The 22,428-nt window shown below is 59.2% G+C and carries 18 protein-coding genes; 5 read left to right on the top strand and 13 right to left on the bottom strand.

The window, feature by feature from the left end:
* Position 1 precedes the first annotated feature (1 nt).
* The 10 genes from LVE68_RS15930 to LVE68_RS15975 all read right to left on the bottom strand — a co-directional run bounded on the left by LVE68_RS15930 (position 2) and on the right by LVE68_RS15975 (position 12,851).
* On the bottom strand, positions 2 to 1,558 hold the full coding sequence (locus LVE68_RS15930; RefSeq protein WP_232940126.1) for a transposase: 1,557 nt from the start codon (positions 1,556 to 1,558) through the stop codon (positions 2 to 4).
* A 593-nt stretch (positions 1,559 to 2,151) separates the two neighbouring features.
* Positions 2,152 to 2,583, bottom strand: a complete 432-nt coding sequence (locus LVE68_RS15935; RefSeq protein WP_232941426.1) for a hypothetical protein — start codon at positions 2,581 to 2,583, stop codon at positions 2,152 to 2,154.
* Positions 2,584 to 2,680: 97 nt separating this feature from the next.
* The gene (locus LVE68_RS15940) at positions 2,681 to 2,899 is read right to left on the bottom strand and encodes an Imm32 family immunity protein (RefSeq protein ID WP_232941427.1); all 219 of its coding nucleotides are present in this window, start codon (positions 2,897 to 2,899) and stop codon (positions 2,681 to 2,683) included.
* A 97-nt stretch (positions 2,900 to 2,996) separates the two neighbouring features.
* Positions 2,997 to 3,392 (bottom strand): hypothetical protein, encoded by a 396-nt coding sequence (locus LVE68_RS15945; RefSeq protein ID WP_232941428.1) that lies wholly within the window; start codon positions 3,390 to 3,392, stop codon positions 2,997 to 2,999.
* 91 nt (positions 3,393 to 3,483) lie between these two features.
* Positions 3,484 to 3,894 (bottom strand): hypothetical protein, encoded by a 411-nt coding sequence (locus LVE68_RS15950; RefSeq protein ID WP_232941429.1) that lies wholly within the window; start codon positions 3,892 to 3,894, stop codon positions 3,484 to 3,486.
* An 88-nt stretch (positions 3,895 to 3,982) separates the two neighbouring features.
* Positions 3,983 to 4,426 (bottom strand): hypothetical protein, encoded by a 444-nt coding sequence (locus tag LVE68_RS15955; RefSeq protein WP_232941430.1) that lies wholly within the window; start codon positions 4,424 to 4,426, stop codon positions 3,983 to 3,985.
* Positions 4,427 to 4,852: 426 nt separating this feature from the next.
* Positions 4,853 to 6,118: a ribonucleotide-diphosphate reductase subunit beta gene (locus LVE68_RS15960; RefSeq protein WP_232941431.1), complete on the bottom strand. Its 1,266-nt coding sequence runs from the start codon at positions 6,116 to 6,118 to the stop codon at positions 4,853 to 4,855.
* A 650-nt stretch (positions 6,119 to 6,768) separates the two neighbouring features.
* Entirely contained in the window at positions 6,769 to 9,708 is a 2,940-nt protein-coding gene (locus LVE68_RS15965; protein ID WP_232941432.1) for a ribonucleoside-diphosphate reductase subunit alpha, read from the bottom strand.
* Positions 9,709 to 10,692: 984 nt separating this feature from the next.
* A complete protein-coding gene (gene argF, locus LVE68_RS15970; protein WP_232941433.1) occupies positions 10,693 to 11,607 on the bottom strand; it encodes an ornithine carbamoyltransferase in 915 nt (304 codons plus the stop codon).
* Between the two features lie 59 nt (positions 11,608 to 11,666).
* Complete coding sequence (locus tag LVE68_RS15975) at positions 11,667 to 12,851, bottom strand: aspartate aminotransferase family protein (protein WP_232941434.1); 1,185 nt, start codon at positions 12,849 to 12,851, stop codon at positions 11,667 to 11,669.
* 271 nt (positions 12,852 to 13,122) lie between these two features.
* On the opposite strand from LVE68_RS15975, the gene grxD reads away from it, so the two are divergent.
* Positions 13,123 to 13,455 (top strand): Grx4 family monothiol glutaredoxin, encoded by a 333-nt coding sequence (grxD, locus tag LVE68_RS15980; RefSeq protein WP_232941435.1) that lies wholly within the window; start codon positions 13,123 to 13,125, stop codon positions 13,453 to 13,455.
* A gap of 652 nt (positions 13,456 to 14,107) precedes the next feature.
* On the opposite strand, the gene bfr is transcribed toward grxD, so the two are convergent.
* The 3 genes from bfr to LVE68_RS15995 all read right to left on the bottom strand — a co-directional run bounded on the left by bfr (position 14,108) and on the right by LVE68_RS15995 (position 16,665).
* On the bottom strand, positions 14,108 to 14,590 hold the full coding sequence (bfr, locus tag LVE68_RS15985) for a bacterioferritin (protein WP_232941436.1): 483 nt from the start codon (positions 14,588 to 14,590) through the stop codon (positions 14,108 to 14,110).
* A gap of 352 nt (positions 14,591 to 14,942) precedes the next feature.
* Entirely contained in the window at positions 14,943 to 16,256 is a 1,314-nt protein-coding gene (locus LVE68_RS15990) for a DUF2254 domain-containing protein (protein WP_232941437.1), read from the bottom strand.
* 196 nt (positions 16,257 to 16,452) lie between these two features.
* Positions 16,453 to 16,665: a bacterioferritin-associated ferredoxin gene (locus LVE68_RS15995; RefSeq protein WP_232941438.1), complete on the bottom strand. Its 213-nt coding sequence runs from the start codon at positions 16,663 to 16,665 to the stop codon at positions 16,453 to 16,455.
* 387 nt (positions 16,666 to 17,052) lie between these two features.
* Between LVE68_RS15995 and LVE68_RS16000 the strand changes: the two genes are divergently transcribed.
* The 4 genes from LVE68_RS16000 to LVE68_RS16015 all read left to right on the top strand — a co-directional run bounded on the left by LVE68_RS16000 (position 17,053) and on the right by LVE68_RS16015 (position 22,427).
* Positions 17,053 to 17,655, top strand: a complete 603-nt coding sequence (locus LVE68_RS16000; protein WP_232941439.1) for a peroxiredoxin — start codon at positions 17,053 to 17,055, stop codon at positions 17,653 to 17,655.
* A gap of 234 nt (positions 17,656 to 17,889) precedes the next feature.
* Positions 17,890 to 19,086, top strand: coding sequence for a serine hydrolase domain-containing protein (locus tag LVE68_RS16005; RefSeq protein WP_232941440.1), 1,197 nt, complete (start codon positions 17,890 to 17,892; stop codon positions 19,084 to 19,086).
* 114 nt (positions 19,087 to 19,200) lie between these two features.
* A complete protein-coding gene (gene htpG / locus LVE68_RS16010; protein WP_232941441.1) occupies positions 19,201 to 21,120 on the top strand; it encodes a molecular chaperone HtpG in 1,920 nt (639 codons plus the stop codon).
* Positions 21,121 to 21,392: 272 nt separating this feature from the next.
* On the top strand, positions 21,393 to 22,427 hold the full coding sequence (locus LVE68_RS16015) for an NAD(P)H-dependent glycerol-3-phosphate dehydrogenase (protein ID WP_232941442.1): 1,035 nt from the start codon (positions 21,393 to 21,395) through the stop codon (positions 22,425 to 22,427).
* Position 22,428 lies beyond the last annotated feature (1 nt).

Consider the following 22,428-nt stretch of genomic DNA (forward strand, 5'->3'; position numbering starts at 1 on the left):
ATCAGTGGATCGCCCCGTATCTCATCAACTTCTCAATGTTATGCACCAGGCAGAACATACGCCATTGCCCCTGGACCTTCTCACGACCACGTAAAGAGAAACGGCCTAGCCGTTTATTGGTACCAATATTACCGAACACCGGCTCTACCACCGACATCCGGTGACTATAGATCGTCTTTCCCGCGATACTGTCGACGCGCTTTTTCATCCAGTCGGTCGCCGTGCGGCCATTGGTCCAGGTGGTGGACACCTGCCGGCCGTGGCCGTCGCGGGTATCGGCAGAACCGGGGTTGCGCATGCACTGGTGTTTGAGGTGACAGTGGCGGCAGTCAGTCAGGCGGCCCTCAAAGAACAGCTTGCGCTTGCCCTCACTGACTTGCTCCTCCCTGTAGAGAAGCAGTTCTTTACCGGCTGGGCAGATACAGGTCTTGCGGCGCTTATCGAAGGTGAATTCCCTGGCAGGAATCACCTGCTTGACGCCCACCAGGGTATCGCGATGACGCTTGCCATACTTTTCTTTTTGTTTGGCGAACGCCTTGTCCCGCGAGCGGAACTGGTTGTCGGGGATATAGGCGTTGATGCCTTCCTCTTTCAGATAGGCATTATTGCCCTCGTTGGAGAAACCAGTATCGGCGGTCACGATGGTGCCATCGGCGAGGATGTCCGGATGGATGCCGGCTTTCCGGTAGTGTGCGGTGAGACCATCCAGCATGGGCTTGAGCGTATGGTATTCCTGGCCCTCGCCGAAAGCCTGCGCCTCGACAATGATCTGGTGTTTCTTGTCCACTGCGGCGACACCGTTGTACCCCTGGATGGTGCCCTTGCTGGTGGTCATCTTGGCCGACTCATTGTCGGTGATATTACTTTTGACTTCTTTCGGGGTCTTGCCTTGCCCCATCCTTGGGGCTTGCGTCTTTAGGAACTTGTCTATCTTCTCGAAGTGCTGCTTGAGCGTATCCGTCGCCTGCGCCAGTCGCTGCTTGCGCTCCCGCTCGGCGGGCTTGCGGCCATCCAGCTTCTTGTGTTCCTTGATGCAGTGCCGGATCTTCTTGCGGATCTTGGCCTGCTTTTGCTCGAGTTCCTTGAATGTACCGGAGTGCTCCTTACTGGCATTCGACGGCATCTTGCAACCATCAATCGCAAACAGCTCGTTGCCCAGCAGTCCCTCCTGGTCACATACCATCAGTACCTGCTCAAAGATCGACTCGATCGCATCCGGGTAACTGCTGACAAAGCTGGCGATACTGGTGAAGTGCGGCACTGAATCGCAGGAAAGCGCCTTGAAGATGATATTGTGCTCACATTGCCACTGGATCTCGCGGCTGGAGGTGATGCCCTTGGAGTATGCGAACAGGATGATCTTTAACAGAATGGCGGGATCGTAAGCCGATCGACCACCGGCGTCATTCTGGTACTTTTCGTAGAAGGCAGACAGGTCGATATGGTCATCGATCAGGTGGTGGAGGGTAAATTCGAAGGTATTCGGCTGCAATTGCTCTTCGAAATTGATCACAACCATCGCGTCCTGGTTGTAATTGTACCGCTTGAAGTTTGGCATGGCGGGATTCCCCTTTTCGACCTGCCAATTCTATCAAAAAACACTATATTTTAAGAGTTTTTCTACAGCCAGAACGCCCACAGCAGGGGCGGCTTACCTTGTGCGCATTTTGCGCGAAAATGGGAGCAAAGCGACCGCGCAATATGTGCACAAGGTAAGCCGTCCCGCGGAGGCCCGAAGGGCCATAGCAAACTGCCTGTGTTTGTTAAGGCTCGCTAGCAACCAGGGCCGAAAAACTCAGAAACACTATTGGGAGCCATGTATAACGCCTGCCCACTGTACCAAGCCATGATAAGCAGCACTATAAACACAGTGGTCGCACCCACTCCGATCTTTAAAGAGTTACCTGAAGCCCGATAACTCGTAGCCACAGACAATACAAAATTTGCTCCAGCTACGGCAGTAACAGTTTGCCGAACCGTAATGTAACCACCACACTGGTAGAAACCAAGGAAAACGACGCAGGCCAAAGCTATAGAAATTGAAATTATTGCGAGTAGTTTCAATGAAGTTCTCGTGGTGCCTTAACGCTGCCATCACCGGTGCCAAAGCCGAAGCACAGCGGAGGTTTTGGCATCCGGTGCATGGCCTGGTTATGCCTTGGAGGACACGGCTATGCGCCACTGCCCATTATCAGGATCTTTGACAAAGCTTGCCTCATCACGAGGAAAGCACTGGCCAGAGAGTTCCGAGAAGTCACCCTGACCTCTTGAATGAACTACATATTCGAGAACCTCATTCCCCGTCGCAAACACGATCACATTGTGTCCGTCTGAGTGCAATACATCTGTATGTTCGCCGACATTCCATTCAAAGCCCAAGGCTTCACTTGACCTTTCGTTGTAAGGCCCGAAAAAGCAAACTTGTGACCAGTTGTCGCCAGCGAGCCCGGCGAAGTCAATAGATCTATATTCGCTTTCCCGTAGCTCCTCCGAGATTGCCTTACTCAAATCACTTGCGACGTAGGCTGGATCAGAGCAAGCCACCAGAATACAGGCCGAAATCAAAACTAGCGTTCTAGTCATAGGCATAACGCCCTAATAACCGGCAGCCGAAGCGCAGCGTAGGCTGTCCGGCGCGTGTCTTTCGCGCGCGAAGTTCATTAGCTTGTTAAGCATGGGCTTACTCTGAATCCGGATTATGAACAATTAGCCCTGGGAGAGATTCACCTACATTAAAATGCTCATGCTCCCAAGAGCTACCTTCTTTCTCGATACCATCCGCACAATCAGCTAAAAAGGCAGCCAAAGACCTCAGAACCTCAGGCCCCGCTGAAATGGTCACTTCAGTCAATTCCAAAAGCTGATTATCTGTCGATTTCGAATAGCCGTAAATTTTCATTAGTGATGCTTAACGCCCCGCACAAGGGCAGACAAATAAGCGCAGCGTTTTGGCTGTCCCAGCGACCAAAGGGAGCGATTGCTGCGGCTTGTTAAGTTTACACTTCATGCTCAGCCAGGTACTCACATTTTGGATTAGGGCCAACCAAAATGGTTTTTAACCAAGAGATTGAAAATCCAATGCACGCTAGAACTGCCATTCCCGCCCCGATTGTTCCCGCAAAACTTGCCACGAGAAAAAATGTATCACCGAAATAGCTATTAAAATAGATTCCAAGAATTGCCAAGAGGGAAAAGTAGGCGATGAATTGTACAAGCCAACTAAAAGCATACCTTATTCTTCTCGCTTTGAAGCTAGATAGAGCTTCCCCTTCTTCTGGAAATGGGCCAAACCAACTAAATGCCACAAAAGTGATAATATTTGGCCTCATAAACCTCAAGGTCACTAAGACAACGAAAACAATAAGATAAAATATTGCGATTTTTTCGATCATAGAAACTTAACGCCCGGCTTTGGGGCGGACTTGGAGCTGCGAAGCAGCGGAAAGGCCGTCCCAGCCCCGAAGGGGCAACAACAGCCGCTTGTTAACGTCCGTACCAATGCCCAAGGCTTTCTCCGGCCTTTAGTAGCTCGTCTAACTGCTGACATGCATATTTTGCATATTCCCAGCCAATTCTGGAAATTGGCATAATGTAGACGCCTATGACTTTATTTTCTTCCTTTTTGTATACAGCCATGAACTTAGAGTCATGGGCTAAAGGTATTGCATCACTACAGATTTCATCAAATTTATACTTGTTGTACGTGGCGCATGACTCTCTACAACCGTAAATTTTGATTCGGACTAACGTATCCGGCCATTCATAGAGCGGGCCATCTGACATATTGAAAATCGATTGTAGATCCAACGGTATATCGACTTTATATGCAGTCTCCCACAAGACAAGCTCTCTTGTTGTAGCAGCACTTGGAGATTCGGGCTCTACTATCTTCATGACATTAACGCCGCCAACAGGCGACCATTTGGAGTGGAGCCAAAGGCGGAACGGAAAATGGGTCGCTCTGCTTGGCCTTGTTAACTTTTTACAGGCTACCAAGCGCCACCTCAATTTCACTTAAGATTGCTGATAGTGAGCGGCCTTTAGGTTGATTTGCTAGCTCAAAAGCTACCTCCATAGGTGCGAAAAGAGCATTTGGGTTGCTGAATGAGGAGAATTCACCAACAACATAATGGCCATAATAGCGAGAGCTAGGAGCTTCACACACGCTCCAGCAACCACCGTATTTCTCGACAAACAGCTCTCCAATGAAATAGCCAATTCGAACAATAATCCAGTTCTTCACATCATCTGAGATATCTTGCTCCGATAGCCAGTTGCTTATTGGTTCAAGAAAAGCAACTGGATTGATCAGGATTTCATGTGGATTTTGGAAGCCTAACTTTTGAGAGAAATCGTGAAGCACAGGCATTCGTTCCTCTCGGAATGAATCGAATCTTTCTTTCTGTTTTTCGATGTCTATGGACATTCTCGATCTCTATTGGAAAGTTAACAGTTTATTCAAAAGACGCATCTATATATCCATTCGTCGTCTATCTACAAATAGTGATGCGTGAGTGTTATCAGATAACTCATATTTTTCAATACATTAGAGCCTTTTCGAGGGTGGCAGCTCAGGCAAAAACGTGATGCGTCTTGCTATCCAGCTGAGCCACTAACCCTTTCTTCTCCGAGAATGCGCTTTAAAATCAATAGATTAGAGGGGCTCCTCGGGCAGATACACGACGCGTCTCGTGATCTGGGTCTTTTTCCTGACGTTCCTGACTAATTTTGGGCTCGGCTCGCTATTGTGGGATACAAAAAAAGCGGGCTTTCGCCCGCTTTCAATACCTCTCTTCCTGTGAGCGACTACTTGTTGTAGTTGTCCCTGTTTATTGCTTCTTGGTTGTTCCTACTACCACTGAAGCGCACCGCCGGTCTGGTATTCGATAACCCGCGTCTCGAAGAAGTTCTTCTCTTTCCGCAGGTCCATGATCTCGGACATCCAGGGGAAGGGGTTCTGGGCACCCGGGAACTGCTCTTTCAGGCCCAGCTGGCTCAACCGGCGGTTGGCGATGAAGTGGAGGTATTCCTCCATCATGTTGGCGTTCATGCCCAGTACGCCGCGGGGCATGGTGTCGCGGGCGTAGGCCACTTCCAGTTCCATGCCTTCCAGGATCATCTGCGCCACTTCCTGCTGGAACTCCGGGGTCCACAGGTGCGGGTTTTCCAGCTTGATCTGGTTGATGACGTCGATGCCGAAGTTCAGGTGCATGGACTCGTCGCGCAGGATGTACTGGAACTGCTCGGCAACGCCGGTCATCTTGTTGCGGCGGCCCATGGACAGGATCTGGGTAAAGCCGCAGTAGAAGAAGATGCCCTCGGTCACGGCGTAGAAGGCGATCAGGTTGCGCAGCAGCTCCTGGTCGGTTTCCACGGTGCCGGTCTTGAAGTTGGGGTCGCCGATGGACTGGGTGTGCTTGAGGCTCCAGGCGGCTTTCTTGGCAACGCTGGGCACCTCGCGGTACATGTTGAATACCTCGCCCTCGTCCATGCCCAGGGACTCCACGCAGTACTGGTAGGCGTGGGTGTGGATGGCTTCCTCGAAGGACTGGCGCAGCAGGTACTGGCGGCACTCCGGGTTGGTGATGTGGCGGTAGATGGCCAGCACCAGGTTATTCGCCACCAGGCTGTCGGCGGTGGAGAAGTAGCCCAGGGAGTATTCCACGATGCGGCGCTCGTCCTCGGTCAGACCCTCGGGGTCTTTCCACATGGACACGTCCTTGTTCATGTTCACTTCCTGCGGCATCCAGTGGTTGGCGCAGCCGTCCAGGTATTTCTGCCAGGCCCAGTCGTACTTGAAGGGCACCAGCTGGTTCAGGTCGGCGCGGCAGTTGATGATGCGCTTCTCGTCCACCTCGATACGGGCGGCGCCCATTTCCAGCTCTTCCAGGCCCGGGGCGGGGTCCATGTCGGCTACGGCGGCCCGTGCCGCTGCCACGGCGTCGGAGGCCGGCGCGGTGGTAACGGTGGATTGGGCCGCGGGCGACGCCGGTGCGGCGTGGCTCTCATAGGAGACAGCCGGTTCGGACACCTGCTGTTGCAGTGTTTCCGGCGCCGGTCGCGGTTCAGTGCTTTTCTTTTCTTGTGACGGTGTTTCGAGATCGTCCCAGCTAAGCATATTGGCCTTTCCGTCTTTTCTGCTGCGTGAATTGCTGCGTGTGTTCGATTCTTGTTGCCCCGGTGTGGCCACCGTTCTGCGGGTTAAGTCAGTGCGCCGGGGGCGGGGTTTCGGAACCGTCCGCGCCAGGGAAGGCGCGGCCGGAGCTACAGGGATGTATGTCTGCGTTTCCGAAATCCCGTCCCCGGTGCGCTGACGCCACAGGGGTGGTCCAGGCACCAGGGCAGTATTTGTGTCCGGGTTATTTTTAACCCGGGCTGGTGCAGGGCTTCCTGCGCCAGATCAAGTTTGCGGTGGAATCGGGTTCCCACCATTCGGGTTTCGAGTGCTGCCACTCCCCGGTCCGTTACTTCCCGCGCTTCCCCCATAGAAGGGCAGGGGACCGGGGGCGCAGCTTATGGTCTTAGCCGCAGTGCGGTTAGACGCTCTCCCCCGAGAGACTTTACGGCACCTTCATAAATCTACTGCGCGTGCGCCTGGCGGCGTCCGGCGGTGCTGGTGCGCCAGCCCGGTCGGCATGCTCATGTATTACCTATACACTCCGCTGCCTCCGCTCCGGCGGCCACCACCAGCCACCCGCTCGCTACGATTTCTGAAAGTGCCTTTAAAGGTGCCTTTCAGGTTTCCCCTTGCGGGGAAACTACTACTTCTTACTGGCAGGCCTCGCAGTCCGGGTCGTCCAGGGAACAGGCCTGGGGTACCGGGGCTGCCTGCGGTTCGGCGGCCGGGGCGGCGGCTGGTGCTGCCGCTGCCGCGCCGTTGGTGGCGCCGGCGCTTACCGCGTTCAGGTTGCCACCGTTCACGGTGGATTTTTCCGTGCTGGTGGCGGCCAGGGCGCGCAGGTAGTAAGTGGTCTTCAGGCCACGGTACCAGGCCATGCGATAGGTCAGGTCCAGCTTGCGGCCGTCGGCGCCGGCGATGTACAGGTTCAGGGACTGGGCCTGGTCGATCCACTTCTGGCGACGGCTGGCGGCGTCCACGATCCAGCGCGGCTCCACCTCGAAGGCGGTGGCGTACTTGGCTTTCAGGTCCGCCGGCACGCGCTCGATCTTCTGTACCGAGCCCTCGTAGTATTTCAGGTCGTTGACCATTACCTGGTCCCACAGGCCGCGGTCTTTCAGGTCGTGCACCAGGTACGGGTTCACCACGGTGAACTCGCCGGACAGGTTCGATTTCACGTACAGGTTCTGGTACGTGGGCTCGATGGACTGGGAAACCCCGGTGATGTTGGCGATGGTCGCGGTGGGGGCGATCGCCATCACGTTGGAGTTGCGCATGCCCTGGGTTTTCACCTTGCTGCGCAGGCTGTCCCAGTCGAGGGTGCTGTTGGTGTCCTGCTCGATGTATTTCTCACCGCGTTGCTCCGCCAGTACCTTGATGGAGTCCAGCGGCAGGATGCCCTGGCTCCACAGGGAGCCGTCGTAGCTCTGGTACTTGCCGCGCTCGGCCGCCAGGTCGCTGGAGGCGGAGATGGCCTCGTAGCTGATGGCTTCCATGGTGATGTCCGCGAACTGCACCGCCTCGTCGCTGGCGTAGGAGATGCCGGCGCGGTACAGCGCGTCCTGGAAGCCCATCAGGCCCAGGCCCACCGGGCGGTGACGGAAGTTGGACTGGCGCGCGGTGTCCACGGAGTAGTAGTTGATGTCGATGACGTTATCGAGCATGCGCACGGCGGTGTTGACGGTCTTGGACAGCTTGGCGCGGTCCAGCTGGCCATCTTCACCAATGTGCTGGGCCAGGTTCACGGAGCCCAGGTTGCACACGGCGATCTCGTCGTTCGCCTTGGTGTTCAGGGTGATCTCGGTGCACAGGTTGGAGCTGTGTACCACACCGGCGTGCTGCTGCGGGCTGCGCAGGTTGCAGCTGTCCTTGAAGGTGATCCACGGGTGGCCGGTCTCGAACAGCATGCCCAGCATCTTGCGCCACAGGTCCAGTGCGCGCACTTTCTTGTGCAGCTTCAGCTTGCCCTCGGCGGCCAGCTGCTCGTAGTGCTTGTAGCGCTCCTCGAAGGCGGTGCCCACCAGGTCGTGCAGGTCGGGGCAGGTGGCCGGGGAGAACAGGGTCCACTCCTCGTCCTCGAACACGCGCTTCATGAACAGGTCCGGTACCCAGTTGGCGGTGTTCATGTCGTGGGTGCGGCGACGGTCGTCACCGGTGTTCTTGCGCAGCTCCAGGAATTCCTCGATATCCAGGTGCCAGGTTTCCAGGTAGGCACACACGGCGCCCTTGCGCTTGCCGCCCTGGTTCACCGCCACGGCGGTGTCGTTGGCCACTTTCAGGAACGGCACCACGCCCTGGGACTTGCCGTTGGTGCCCTTGATGTAGGAACCCAGGGAACGCACCGGCGTCCAGTCGTTACCCAGGCCGCCGGCCCACTTGGACAGCATGGCGTTGTCCTGGATGGCGCCGTAGATGCCGTGCAGGTCGTCCGGCACCGTGGTCAGGTAGCAGGAGGACAGCTGCGGGCGCAGGGTGCCGGCGTTGAACAGGGTGGGCGTGGAGCTCATGTAGTCGAAGGAGCTCAGCAGGTCGTAGAACTCGATCGCGCGCTCGTTCGGGTTTTCTTCATTGATGGCCAGGCCCATGGCGACGCGCATGAAGAAGATCTGCGGCAGCTCGAAACGGATGTCGTCGCTGTGCAGGAAGTAGCGGTCGTACAGGGTCTGCAGGCCCAGGTAGGTGAACTGGTGATCGCGCTCGCCCTTGATGGCGAAGCCCAGTTTCTCCAGGTCGAAGGTGGCCAGGGCCGGGTCCAGCAGCTCCAGCTCGATGCCTTTTTCCACGTAGGCGGCCAGGGTCTGGCTGTACAGGTCTTCCATCTCGTGGGCGGTGGCGTCGTTGGCCACACCCAGGAAACGCAGGGCCTCGGCGCGCAGCTTGTCCAGCAGCAGGCAGGCGGTGGCGTAGGTGTAGTTGGGTTCCTGCTCGACCATGGTGCGGGCGGTGATCACCAGCGCGGTGTTGATGTCTTCCTGGGAGACGCCGTCGTACAGGTTGCGCAGCGCCTCGCTCAGGATGGCCTCGCCGTCCACGTCCTTCAGGCCCTCGCAGGCCTCGGCGACGATGGTGCGCAGGCGGTCCAGGTCCAGCGGCAGCATGCTGCCGTCTTCCTGCTTCACGCGGATGCTGGGGTGGGTCTCAGCGGCCTGGGCGGGGGCTTCTGCCTGCTGGCCCTTCTCGGCACGCAGGCGGGCGTGCTCCTCGCGGTAGAGGACGTAGTCGCGGGCGATCTTGTGCTCACCGGCGCGCATCAGGGCCAGTTCCACCTGGTCCTGGATTTCCTCGATGTGGATGGTGCCACCGGAGGGCATGCGGCGCTTGAAGGTGGCGCTGATCTGGCCCACCAGCTCCTGCACTTTCTCGTGGATGCGGCTGGAGGCTGCGGCGGTGCCGCCCTCTACGGCGAGAAACGCCTTGGTGACAGCGACGGAGATCTTGCTGTCGTCATAGGGCACCACGGTGCCGTTGCGCTTGATGACGCGAACCTGTCCCGGCGCGGTGGCGGCGAGGGTGGTGTCGCTACCGGCCTGATCCCTGGAAGTGCCGTTTTCGGAAGGAACGGCCTGAGAGCGCCCTGTCTCTGTGTGCATGTAGATCTCCGCAAGTATTTACTGAGTTATTTCCGCTTGTTATCCGCGTCACCTGCGCGGCCTGTCGCGGGGTCCCCGTCGCCCCGGTTGCCCGTCCGTCACCGGTGGGTGCGGGCGGGGAGGGCGAACAGGCCGTGCCCCCGTCTGTGTCGTATTACCTGTGGCTCCCGGTCACCGACCTGTTACCTCTGGGCGCGACACATCCGGGTGCCGGTGGCGGAACAATGCCGCCCGGGTACCTCTGGATTCATCTGGAAAACTTCTGACTGACTGAGTGGCGCCAAACCGGTTGGCGCAGAGTCTTGACCGGCCCCTGTCAGCTTGGGGCTGTGTTGGGAGTAAAACCCTATATGTTGGGGTTGCCCCTCGACTGCGCAACAAGATAATGCGGTAGAGGCCGATTTTCAAGGCGGATAACTCGGGGGTTATCTGTGGATAAATTGTGGGTAGGCGGTGAAGGTCAGTAGCTACTCTGCCGCCAGCGCCCGCCGTTGCTGGTGGTGTCTAAAAGGTGACCAGCTGTGAAGAAAAGCCGGTGTTTTTAAGAATTTTTTTTAATAGTTTTGGGCCCCTAAATTAACCTGGGCAATAACTGTTTTGACCTGTGTAGTCAGTGAGCAAAGTGGTACTACGGCGTCCATTTTTGCGTGGCATTATGCGCCGATGAAGGGCGCGCCAGTGGCGTAAAAATCACCAGCTGTTTCGCACTGTTGATCATCTATGCCGGTTGTTTTTTGAGCGCCGGGGCGCGTTGGCCAAGGCGGTGGAAAAATAACCGGCCAGCTTCGGCCCGCCGTGCACAAAAAACGAACACCCGGGAATGCCTGCCCGCCGCCGGGGCGCGGCAAGTTACACGGGGCGGTTCACGCTTTCAAACCATTTCTGGCGCCAACATAAAAAAAGCGCCCGGCCGGTGCAACCGGCGCGGGCGCCCTGGGTTCACTACTGTGAAGGGTTACCGCAAAGGAATGTGACGCGGGAAAATCAGTTGCTGTTTTCCTGCAGGAATTCCATCAGCGCCTTCTGGGCGTGCAGGCGGTTTTCCGCCTCGTCCCACACCACGGAAATGTTTTCGTCTTCCAGCAGTTCGGCGCTCACTTCCTCGCCGCGGTGGGCGGGCAGGCAGTGCATGAAGATCGCCTCGCTGTTGGCGTGGCTCATCAGCTCGTGGTCCACCAGGTAGCCCTCGAATGCCTTGAGGCGCTGGTGCTGTTCGGTCTCCTGGCCCATGGAGGCCCACACATCGGTTGCCACCCAGTCGGCGCCGCGCACGGCATCTTCCGGCTTGCGCACGATGGTGACCCGGTCGCCGGCGCTGGCGACGATGGACTGATCCGGGTCGTAGCCCTCGGGGCAGGCGATGCGCAGCTCGAAATCGTACTGGCGCGCGGCGTTGATATAGGAGTGGCACATATTATTGCCGTCCCCGACCCAGGCCACCACGCGGCCGCTGGGGCTGCCGCGATGTTCTACATAGGTCTGGATATCCGCCAGCAGCTGGCAGGGGTGGAAGCTGTCCGACAGGGCGTTGATCACCGGCACCCGCGAGTGGGCGGCAAAGCGCTCCAGCACGTTGTGGCCGAAGGTGCGGATCATCACCATGTCCACCATGCGCGAGATCACCCGGGCGCTGTCCTCGATCGGCTCGCCGCGGCCCAGCTGGGTGTCGCGGGGGGACAGGAACAGGGCGCTGCCGCCCATCTGCGCCATGCCCGCCTCGAAGGAGACGCGGGTACGGGTGGAGGACTTCTCGAAGATCATCCCCAGTACCTTGTCGCGGAACGGCTCGGTGGTGATGCCCTGGGCGCGCAGCGCCTTCAGTTCAATGGCGCGCTCGATCACCGTGTCGAGTTCTTCCCTGTTCAGGTCCATCAGGCTGAGAAAATGTCTGGTCGCCATGGGTCTTGTCTCCCTTCTTTAATACAGGCGGTTTGTTATGTCTGTGCCGGTTGCGTCCCTCAGGCCGCCTGGCGGGCGAATTGCAGGACCAGTGTGCTGACAGTATCGGCCACCTGGCGGCACTCGCTGTCCGTGAGTGTCAGCGGCGGCAACAGGCGCAGCACGTTGCCGGCGGTGACATTGATCAACAGGTCGTGGGCGCGGGCCTGCTGTACCAGTTCGCCGCAGGGGCGGTCCAGCTCGATACCCACCATCAGGCCCAGCCCGCGGATATCGTGCACGGCCTCACAGCCACCCAGCTGCACCCGCAGCTGTTGCAGCAGGCTGGCCCCCAGGGAAGCGGCGCGCTCTACCAGCGCCTCGTTCTCCAGGGTTTCCAGCACCGCCAGGGCGGCGCGGCAGGCCAGCGGGTTGCCGCCGAAGGTGGAGCCGTGGCTGCCGGCGCCGAACAGCTGCGCCGCCACACCGCTGGCCAGGCAGGCACCGATGGGTACGCCATTGCCCAGTCCCTTGGCCGTGGTGACCACATCAGGGAGTATGCCGGCGTGCTGGTAGGCGAACAACTCGCCGGTGCGGCCGTTGCCGGTCTGGATCTCGTCCAGCATCAGCAGCCAGTGGCGGTCGTTGCACAGGTGGCGCAGGCGCAGCAGGTAGTCGCTGTCGGGGACGCGGATGCCGCCCTCGCCCTGCACCGGCTCCACCAGCACCGCGACGATATCGTCGTGCTGCGCCGCCAGTGCCTCGATGGCGGCGACATCGTTGAAGGGCACCCGCAGGAAGCCCTCCGGCAGCGGGGCGAAGCCCTGCTGGGCGGCGGGGTTGCCGGTGGCGGTGAGGGTGGCCAGGGTGCGGCCGTGGAAGGCGTGCTCCATTACCACGATGCGCGGGCAGGCCAGCCCGCGCGCGTTGCCCAGCTTGCGCGCCAGCTTGATGGCGGCCTCGTTGGCCTCGGCACCGGAGTTGGAGAAGAACACATTGTCCATGCCCGACAGGGCCACCAGCTTTTCCGCCAGCTGTTCCTGGGCGGGAATATTGTAGAGGTTGGACACGTGCAGCAGGGTGTGGGCCTGGTCCTGCAGCGCCGCGGTGACCGCCGGGTGGCAGTGCCCCAGGCCGCAAACGGCGATACCGGAGATGGCGTCCAGGTAGCGTCGGCCGCTGTCGTCCCACACGTAGTTGCCTTCGCCCCTGACCAGGGTCAGGGTCCTTTCGCCGTAATTCTGCATCAGTGCGGGGATGGCCACTTTGCTGTCTCCTCCTGTTGATCTGCCTGTAGGCCTGTCGATCCGGTTTCCGCAGGAAATTCGGCATTGCCGCCTTCAATCCGCAGTTTCCCCGGGTTGGCCGGCAATACTACCACAAGGATAGTGGCGGGATAGTCGCGGAGGCCGGGAATTGGCGTTTTTCGTATGCGACTGCACACTAGGGTACAATGCCGGCCAGCGCGCCACTGCCCCCGGCCGGCGCAGCGCCCAATTTATCGACCGGTACCACTACCCGAGGTTAGTTATCCCTATGGACACAATGGAGAACATCAAGCAGCAGATCGCCGACAACGCCATCCTGCTCTACATGAAAGGCAGCCCCAACGCGCCCCAGTGCGGCTTTTCCATGCGCGCCTCCCAGGCGCTGATGGCCTGTGGCAAGCGTTTTGCCTATGTGGATGTGCTGTCCAACCCGGATATCCGCTCTGAACTGCCCAAGTACGCCAACTGGCCCACCTTCCCGCAGCTGTGGGTGAAGGGCGAGCTGGTCGGCGGCTGTGACATCATCATGGAGATGTACGAGAGCGGCGAGCTGAAGACCCTGGTGGAAGAGGCCTCCGCCGAGAGCGAGGACGGCGAGTAAACCTTGCCGGTCCCCGGGACGAAAAAACCGCGGCAATGCCGCGGTTTTTTTATGCCCGCAGATCGGGCCGTGTGTATGCCGGTGGGGCAGGGCGCACACAAGGTGCGCCCCTACGGGGGGAACGAACCGATCCGGGGAATGATGTAGGGGCGCACCTTGTATGCGCCCGAATACCCGTGTCCACGAGGCCTGGTCCCTGGCGTCAAGCCGGCGGAATGATGGAGGGGGTTGGGGTTGCTGGGGGAGGGCGGACACAAGGTCCGCCCCTACGGCCGGGTTTCCAGGCCCGACGCGGGAGCGCATCCCGTCACCTGATACGGTCTGTCGTTGGTATTGGCAACGGGACCGGGATAATTCGGGAAAAGATCGTAGGGGCGCACCTTGTGTGCGCCCGAATGGCCTGGTGCGTGCAATGCCAGTATCAGGCTGGCTTAACCCATGCCCTCGTCATGGCGATCCACCGGGATGATGGAGGGGGCGGGTTGCTGGGGGAGGGCGGACACAAGGTCCGCCCCTACGGCCGGGTTTCCGGGTCCGGCGCGGGGGCGCATCCCGTCACCCGATACGGTCTGTCGTTGGTATCGGCAATGGATCCGGGTAATTCGGGAAAAGATCGTAGGGGCGCACCTTGTGTGCGCCCGGGAAACAGCCCTTATTCGTCGGAGGCTTTTTCCATCTGGGTCTGCAGGTAGTTTTGCAGGCCTACCATGTCGACCAGCTCCAGCTGCTTTTCCAGCCAGTCCACGTGCTCTTCCTCGGACTCGAGGATTTTCTCCAGCAACTCGCGGCTGCCGTAGTCGCGCACGGATTCACAGTAGGCGATACCGTCGCGCAGGTCGGGGATGGCCTTGGATTCCAGCTTCAGGTCGCACTTGAGCATTTCCTGCGGGTCTTCGCCGATCAGCAGCTTGCCCAGGTGTTGCAGGTTGGGGATGCCCTCCAGGAACAGGATCCGCTCGATGAGCCAGTCGGCATGTTTCATTTCATCGATGGATTCTTCGTATTCCTTTTTGCCCAGCTCTTTCAGGCCCCAGTTGTCATACATGCGGGCATGCAGGAAATACTGGTTGATGGCCACCAGCTCGTTGCCCAGTGCTTTGTTGAGGTGTTCGATGACCTTGGGATCGCCTTTCATAGCTTTTGCTCCTGTGCCCGCGATGCCGGGTGTGCACCCGCGGGAATATCCTGTTGTGAGTTGTGTGCTTCCGCGCCGCCAGTCAGTTATCAGTAATTTTATTGTAGGGTCGGTAGCGCATATGCGGTGGAGTTTGCGGTGCTGTCAGCGGCAAGTCAAGGGAAGCGAAAATTCACGCAGACACTGTATATAAAGGGTGAAACACAAATTTGGCCGAAAAGCGGAACGAAAATGATTCCTCTTTAGATGCCCTTCGAAAACCTTGTCGATAGTCATTTTTATTTACTGTGCGCGGAAAAATGCCGGGCGCAGGTTGGCGGGGCAGGCAGCGGGACTTTTATTTGGTCAGCTGCTAGTTGGTGAGCTGCGCGGCGATTTCCTCCACGCGGGATTTGATCGCCTGCAAATCGTTGCTGCTCTCGATAAAGGTTTCGCAGTCCTCTTCCAGCTGCCGCACATAGGCGAGCATGGCGCGGCGGTCCTGCCCGCGGCCGCAGGCACGGCTCAGGCGCAACAGGGAATTCAACAGGTGCCGCATGAATACACCATTGGCGCGGCCGTGCTCACAGATTTCATCGAGTGAGGCATCCAGCAGGTCGGCGAAGGTCAGCTCCCGCGTTACCAGGCGCAGGCGGCCGAGCTCATCGGTAAAGCAGTTTCCCGGTTCCGGTCGTTGCAGCACCGTGCCCAGTCCCTCCACCAGTCGATCGACACAGGTATAGGCGGTGAACGGATCATTGACGCCCGGCGACAGCGCGCGCACGGCAATCTGCGACAGCTGCCGGATGGAAAAGACAATATCCTGTTCGGCGGTTGGCTGGGAGCCGATTTCCACCGCCGAGTGAATGCCGGTGAGCAGCGAATCCATATCGGCGGGTGAGTCGAAGATGCGCCCGATGACACCCCAGTGATTGACGTAGGCTCCCGCGTGGCAGGTGATCTGCAGGCAGCAATCGTATTTCTCCGCCAGGGCCTGCAGGGCCGGGCGGTTGACCAGTTGCACATAGCCGCCGCTGCCGCTGGGGATATTGATCCAGCCCTGGCCCAGTTCCAGGCGGTCCTCGTCGAATTTCTGCCCTTCCATATCTTTCGGGGACTGCGGGTATTCGCGGTCGATCGCGCGATGGAACTCCTGGTTGATCTGGTGGGTGATGTTGTCCACCTGGATGGTGAGCGCCACGTTATGGATGAAGTACACCAGGAACAGGATGCTGGCCAGGGCCAGCAGCATGGCCACATGCACGGCCAGGTCATAGTTGCTGACGTTGTCTTCCAGCGTATCGATGCTGCGGATGGTGACCAGCGCATAGACAAAGGAGGCGAGAAAGATCCCCAGTGCCACCTGGGTGCTGCGGTCGCGGACAAAATTGCGCACCACGCGCGGGCCGAATTGGTTAGAGGCCAGTGTCAGTGCCACCACCGTAATGGAAAAGACGGTACCGGCCACGGTAATGGTGGAAGAGGCAATAGTGGAGAGCAGGGCGCGGGCGCTGTTGGCGTCGCTGATGCTGAGCCAGTCAATCCCGGTAGCGCCGGCGACATCGACGGCGCTGTCCAGTAGCCGCAGGCCGATGGCGAGAAGTATCGCCAGCACAATCATGCTGGCCGGCACCGTCAGGAAACTGGTGCGCAGTTGTTCACCCAGGTGCTGGAGGGAATGCCGCATGCTGTCCCACTGGTGGCCGTGCAGGTTTCCTTAGCTTAGTGCACCGGCAGCGACTGTTGTCGGGGCCATTATCGGCGGCGGCAACCTGGTGTGATGGCTCGTATGCAGTAAAGGATCAGGGCCGGGGGAGCGAGAGGGGAAGGCCTGGGAGCGGGGGAGGGGGCGGGCGACCACGGGGGGTGGCCGCCGGATTACATCAGCTGGCGGAATAGAACAGGCCGCTGTTGGCGTTGGCGATAACACCGCCACTCATGGTTTCTTCGATGATCTCCTGGGTGAGCTCGGCACAGCGGCCGCACTGCGAGGATACGCCCAGCTGGCGACGCAGGGCCTTGACCGAGGTAGAGCCGTCATACACGGCTTCCTTGATCTGGCGGTCGGTAATGCCTTTACAGATACATACGTACATGGCTGCTTCTACCCTGTGGCGCACAATGCCCAAATAAGAACGATGTGTGGATCGTATTGCAATTGAGAATGAGTGTCAATAAGGTTCCATGAATGCATGGTTTTTATTCTAGTTGGCTAAAACATGACCCACAGGGCAATTGTCGCGAAACCCTGACCGATGGGTCGGGCCCCGCCGGGGAGTCCGTCGGCACACCGGCATGAATTCAGGCCCCGGGCATTGAATCCATTGCTATCGACACCATATAAATTTTCTATGGGACTGGCCGGGGTGGCTGTGTATCATTGCGGCCCACTATCAATTCCATGGCAATTTATTACTCCTGTATATAAATTGACCGTTTCGACATTTTAATTACCAATCCAACACTGGAATGAGGAGGCTCTTATGGCAGTTCTGGTAGGCAAACCTGCTCCGGACTTCACCGCTGCCGCGGTACTGGGTAACGGCGAGATCGTTGAAGACTTCAACCTGGCCGAGACCATCAAGGGCAAGAAGGCTGTGATCTTCTTCTACCCGCTGGACTTCACCTTCGTATGCCCGTCCGAGCTGATCGCTTTCGATCACCGTTTCGAGGAGTTCAAGAAGCGTGGCGTCGAGGTGATCGGTGTTTCCATCGACTCCCAGTTCTCCCACAACGCGTGGCGCAACACCTCCGTCAACGATGGCGGCATCGGCCCGGTCAAGTACTCCCTGGTTGCCGACGTGAAGCACGAGATCTGCCAGGCCTACGACGTAGAGTCCGAGGGCGGTGTAGCCTTCCGCGGCTCCTTCCTGATCGACGAGGAAGGTGTGGTACGTCACCAGGTAGTCAACGACCTGCCGCTGGGCCGTAACGTGGACGAAATGCTGCGTATGGTCGACGCCCTGGCGTTCCACCAGGAGCACGGCGAAGTCTGCCCGGCGGGCTGGCAGGAAGGCGACAAGGGCATGAACGCCTCTCCGGAAGGCGTTGCCGCTTACCTGAGCGAGAACGCTGAGAAGCTGTAAGCCTGATGCGTCCTGGCGCCCCGGGGCATCCCGGGGACGCTGCTGAAGGCCAGAAACCGCCCCCGGGCGGTTTTTTTGTGCCTGGGGCACACTTCAGCAGCGATGCGTCGCACGCGATTTGTGATTACAATGTCGCTGTTTTCGTGACAGGCAGCACAGCCGGAGAATTTTTCTGTTCGCTGCTAGTCTTACACTTAAACACTGTGACCTGCCGCGGCGGCCTGAAGTACGGCAATGAAATCCTTGATCCATACCACAATCTGTCTCTGCTGGCGTCGACCGGGTGCGGTCCGCTGGTGCCTGCTCCTGATGCTGGCCGGTCTCTGGCTGCCCGCCACGGCGGCGGATATCGATGCCAGTGCCCGGCAATTCGATCGCTATTTCCATAGCCTGATGAAAAAGAACGGGATCCCCGGTGCCGCCTACGTGATCGTCAGCGGCAACGAGGTGGTGGCCATGGATACCCATGGCGTGCGGGTCAAGGGCAAGCGGGCGAAGGTGGATAACAACACCGTGTTCCGCCTGGCCTCGGTCTCCAAGACCTTCGCCTCCAGCATGGCCGCGGTGCTGGAGCACGAGCAGAAATTCGACTGGGGCGACAAGGTGGTGCGCTATGTGCCGGAGCTGCGCTTCAAGACCCCGTCCCTGTCCAAGCAGTTGCAGGTGGAGCACCTGCTGAGCCACTCCTCGGGCCTGACCCCGAATGCCTATGACAACTACCTGGAAGATGACCAGCCGCTCAGCAAGATCCTGCCCAAGTTCGCCAATATCGACCCGCGCTGCACCCCGGGCAAGTGTTACGGCTACCAGAATGTCCTCTTCAGCCTGATCGAGGATGTGATCCAGAAGGCCACCGGGGTGTCCTACGAGCGCCAGCTGGACAACCGTTTCTTCTCCCCGCTGAAGATGGACAATGCCTCCCTGGGCTGGGAGCGCTTTATGGCGTCGGACAACCGCGCCGCGCCCCATGTGCAGACCGGCCGCGGCTGGCGCCCGGTAAAAGTCGAGAAGGAGTACTACTACGCCGGGCCGGCGGCGGGCGTGAACGCCAGCATCTCCGATATGGCCCAGTGGCTGAAGGCACAGATGGGCTACTACCCCAAGGTGCTGTCGCCGGAGGTGATCGCCGACATCACCACCGAGCGGGTGGAAACCCGCCGTCACATGCGCCACCGCATCTGGCGTGACTACCTGTCCCATGCCGGTTACGGCCTGGGCTGGCGCCTGTATACCATCGGCGACGACCGCATCATCTACCACGGTGGCTGGGTGGCCGGATTCCGCGCCGCCGTGGCCTATTCGGAGAAGCTCAAGATCGGCATTGTTATCCTGATGAACGCCGAGTCGCGCGTCATCTCCGACCTGACCGCCAATTTCGTGGTGGATATCACCGGTAACGGCAACCTGGCCACCGCCCTGGCCGGCGAGTAGCGACTTCCCGGTCTGCTATTCCCCTCTCTTCCCCGGCCCCGCGGCCCTTGAAACCGCGGGCCGCGGCCCAATATAGCCCCCTGTTCAGAATGAAGTGACAGGGGAGACCTATCCATGACCGTCGAGGCCCAGAAAGAGAGCCACGGTTTCCAGACGGAAGCCAAGCAGCTGCTGCACCTGATGATCCACTCGCTGTACTCCAACAAGGAGATTTTCCTGCGCGAGCTGGTATCCAATGCTTCCGACGCCGCCGACAAGTTGCGCTTTGAGGCGCTGGCGAAGCCGGAGCTGCTGGAAGAAGATCCCGACCTGCATATTCGCATCGAGTTCGACAAGGACGCCGGTACCCTCACCATTTCCGATAACGGCATCGGCATGAGCCGCGACGAGGTGATCGAGAACCTGGGTACCATCGCCCGTTCCGGCACGGCCAGCTTCCTGCAGAACCTCACCGGCGACCAGCAGAAGGACGCCCACCTGATCGGCCAGTTCGGGGTGGGTTTCTACTCCGCCTTTATCGTCGCCGACAAGGTGGAGGTGTTCACCCGTCGCGCCGGCGCCGATACCGCCCAGGGCGTGCACTGGGAGTGCCACGGCGAGGCCGAGTACACCGTCGAGAACGTGGAGTGGCCGCAGCGCGGAACCCGCGTGGTGCTGCACCTGAAAGATGACGCCAGCGAATTTGCCGATGGCTGGCGCCTGCGCTCCATCATCAAGAAATACTCCGACCACATCGCCATCCCGGTGGAGATGCTGAAGGAGGAAGCGCCTGCGGCCGGGGACGAGGAAGAGAAACCGGAAGACAAGGCGCCGGAGTTCGAGGCTGTCAACGCCGCCCAGGCCCTGTGGACCCGTCCGCGCAGCGATATCAAGGCCGAGGAGTACCGCGAGTTTTACAAGCATATCGCGCATGACTTCGACGACCCCCTGACCTGGAGCCACAACCGTGTCGAGGGCACGCTGGATTACACCAGCCTGCTGTATATCCCCGGTCGCGCACCGTTCGACCTGTACCAGCGCGATGCCTCCCGCGGCCTGAAACTCTATGTGCAGCGCACCTTTATCATGGATGACGCCGAGCAGTTCCTGCCGCTGTACCTGCGTTTCGTCAAGGGCGTGCTGGATTCCAACGACCTGCCGCTGAACGTGTCCCGCGAGATCCTGCAGAAGGACCGCAACACCGATGCCATCAAGAGCGCACTGACCAAGCGCGTGCTGGACATGCTGTCCAAGCTGGCGAAGAAGGACGCGGATGAATACCAGAAATTCTGGAACCTGTTCGGCAATGTACTGAAAGAGGGTCCGGCGGAAGACTTCGTCAACAAGGAGAAAATCGCCAAGCTGCTGCGTTTCTCCACCACTCACACCGACGAGCCGAAGCAGGACCAGTCCCTGGAGGATTACACCGGCCGCATGCAGGATGGCCAGAAGTACATCTACTACGTGGCCGCCGACAACTTTGCCACTGCCAAGTCCAGCCCCTACCTGGAAGTATTCCGCAAGAAGGGCATCGAGGTGCTGCTGCTCACCGACCAGGTGGATGAGTGGTTTGTGGGCCATATGACCGAGTTCGATGGCAAGCCGTTCCAGGACGTGGCCAAGGGCGCACTGGACCTGGGCGAGGCGGAGACCGACGAGGACAAGGCCGAGCGTGAGAAGGTGGAGAAAGACGCCGGTGCGCTGGTGGAGCGGGTCAAGGAAGTGCTGGAAAACCGCGTTGAGGACGTGCGCGCAACCACCCGCCTGGTGGATTCACCGGCGTGCCTGGTGGTGAGCGAGCAGGACCTGGGGCCGCAGATGCGCCGCATCCTCGAGCAGGCCGGCCAGTCCCTGCCGGAAGCCAAGCCGATTTTCGAGCTGAACCCCTCACATCCGCTGGTGCAGCGGCTGGACCAGGAACAGGATGAGGACCGCTTCGCCGACCTCACCAATATCCTGCTGGACCAGGCCAACCTGGCAGCGGGCAACCAGCTGACGGACCCGGCCGATTATGTGCGCCGCCTGAACGCGCTGCTGCTGGAGCTGAACACTTAAGGCAGCCGCTTCGCCGCTTGCGACCGCCGGTCCCGACTGAAAGGGCCGGCGGTTTTTATTTTCCCGCACCCGCGCCGGCCTGGCGCCGCGCTCCATGTACCCCCGCCCTGTTTGATTTTTGCTCGATTTGCCCGCCAGGTCACACCGCCTGCGCGGAAACTGACCGATAATCACTTTTTTTTCCCGCCCGCGTTGGGCTGGGCCAGCTCGACCTCTATAATCCGCTCGACGACAACAACTACCATTCCCTTACTCAATTCCATCGGACAGGTATGACACAGACGGAAACTTCTAAGCCCTTTTCCATTGCCGTACTGGGCGGCGGCAGTTTCGGTACCGCGATTGCCAATATTGTCGCCGGCAACGGCCACGATACCCGCCAGTGGATGCGCGACCCAGAGCGTGCGGAGAGCTGCCGCAACCTGCGGGAGAACCGTTATTACCTGCCCGGTGTCACCCTGCACCCGGAGCTGAAAGTCACCAGCGACCTGGAGGAAGCACTGGCCGGTTGCCAGATTGTATTCGTGGCGATTCCCAGCAAGTCTTTCCGTGAGGTGGTGCAGCGCGTTGCCCCCATGCTGGACACCGGCACCATGCTGATTTCCACTACCAAGGGTATCGAGCATGACAGCTTCCACCTGATGAGCGATATCCTGCGCGAGGAAACCACGGATATGCGTGTGGGGGTGCTGAGCGGCCCGAATTTTGCGAAAGAGATTGTCGCGGATCACTACACCGCCACCGTGATCGCGAGTGAGGACGAGGAACTTTGCAGCACCATCCAGAAAGTGCTGCATTCCGAGACGTTCCGGGTCTACTCCAGCAACGACGTGTTCGGCGTGGAGCTGGCGGGGGCACTGAAGAATATTTATGCCATCGTCACCGGCATGGCAGTGGCGCTGGATCGCGGGCAGAACACCATCAGCCTGCTGATCACCCGCGCGCTGGCGGAAATGATGCGCTTTGCCGAGGCGATGGGAGCCGATCCCATGACCTTTATCGGGCTGGCCGGGGTAGGGGACCTGATCCTCACCTGTTCCTCGGACCTGAGCCGCAACTACCGGGTGGGTTACCTGGTGGGACGGGGCCGGGCCCTGGAGGAGGCTGTCGCAGAAATCGGTCAGGTCGCCGAGGGCGTGAACACGGTTCGGCTGATTAAGCACAAAGCGGATGAATTGGGCGTCTACATGCCCTTGGTTTCCGCTATTCACGCCATATTATTTGAAGAGCGCCCGATCCCGGAGGTAATACGCGATTTGATGTCGGGCGCGCAAACGTTCGATGTAGCCTATTCGGCTAAACCCTAGG

Source organism: Microbulbifer sp. YPW16 (genome assembly GCF_021290385.1).
GTDB lineage: Bacteria > Pseudomonadota > Gammaproteobacteria > Pseudomonadales > Cellvibrionaceae > Microbulbifer > Microbulbifer zhoushanensis.

Excerpts from the sequence above, each read along its gene's own strand:
- LVE68_RS15930 (WP_232940126.1), bottom strand. The coding sequence starts at position 1,558 with ATGCCAAACTTCAAGCGGTACAATTACAACCAGGACGCGATGGTTGTG.
- LVE68_RS15935 (WP_232941426.1), bottom strand. The coding sequence starts at position 2,583 with ATGACTAGAACGCTAGTTTTGATTTCGGCCTGTATTCTGGTGGCTTGC.
- LVE68_RS15940 (WP_232941427.1), bottom strand. The coding sequence starts at position 2,899 with ATGAAAATTTACGGCTATTCGAAATCGACAGATAATCAGCTTTTGGAA.
- LVE68_RS15945 (WP_232941428.1), bottom strand. The coding sequence starts at position 3,392 with ATGATCGAAAAAATCGCAATATTTTATCTTATTGTTTTCGTTGTCTTA.
- LVE68_RS15950 (WP_232941429.1), bottom strand. The coding sequence starts at position 3,894 with ATGAAGATAGTAGAGCCCGAATCTCCAAGTGCTGCTACAACAAGAGAG.
- LVE68_RS15955 (WP_232941430.1), bottom strand. The coding sequence starts at position 4,426 with ATGTCCATAGACATCGAAAAACAGAAAGAAAGATTCGATTCATTCCGA.
- LVE68_RS15960 (WP_232941431.1), bottom strand. The coding sequence starts at position 6,118 with ATGCTTAGCTGGGACGATCTCGAAACACCGTCACAAGAAAAGAAAAGC.
- LVE68_RS15965 (WP_232941432.1), bottom strand. The coding sequence starts at position 9,708 with ATGCACACAGAGACAGGGCGCTCTCAGGCCGTTCCTTCCGAAAACGGC.
- argF (WP_232941433.1), bottom strand. The coding sequence starts at position 11,607 with ATGGCGACCAGACATTTTCTCAGCCTGATGGACCTGAACAGGGAAGAA.
- grxD (WP_232941435.1), top strand. The coding sequence starts at position 13,123 with ATGGACACAATGGAGAACATCAAGCAGCAGATCGCCGACAACGCCATC.
- bfr (WP_232941436.1), bottom strand. The coding sequence starts at position 14,590 with ATGAAAGGCGATCCCAAGGTCATCGAACACCTCAACAAAGCACTGGGC.
- LVE68_RS15990 (WP_232941437.1), bottom strand. The coding sequence starts at position 16,256 with ATGCGGCATTCCCTCCAGCACCTGGGTGAACAACTGCGCACCAGTTTC.
- LVE68_RS15995 (WP_232941438.1), bottom strand. The coding sequence starts at position 16,665 with ATGTACGTATGTATCTGTAAAGGCATTACCGACCGCCAGATCAAGGAA.
- LVE68_RS16000 (WP_232941439.1), top strand. The coding sequence starts at position 17,053 with ATGGCAGTTCTGGTAGGCAAACCTGCTCCGGACTTCACCGCTGCCGCG.
- LVE68_RS16005 (WP_232941440.1), top strand. The coding sequence starts at position 17,890 with ATGAAATCCTTGATCCATACCACAATCTGTCTCTGCTGGCGTCGACCG.
- htpG (WP_232941441.1), top strand. The coding sequence starts at position 19,201 with ATGACCGTCGAGGCCCAGAAAGAGAGCCACGGTTTCCAGACGGAAGCC.
- LVE68_RS16015 (WP_232941442.1), top strand. The coding sequence starts at position 21,393 with ATGACACAGACGGAAACTTCTAAGCCCTTTTCCATTGCCGTACTGGGC.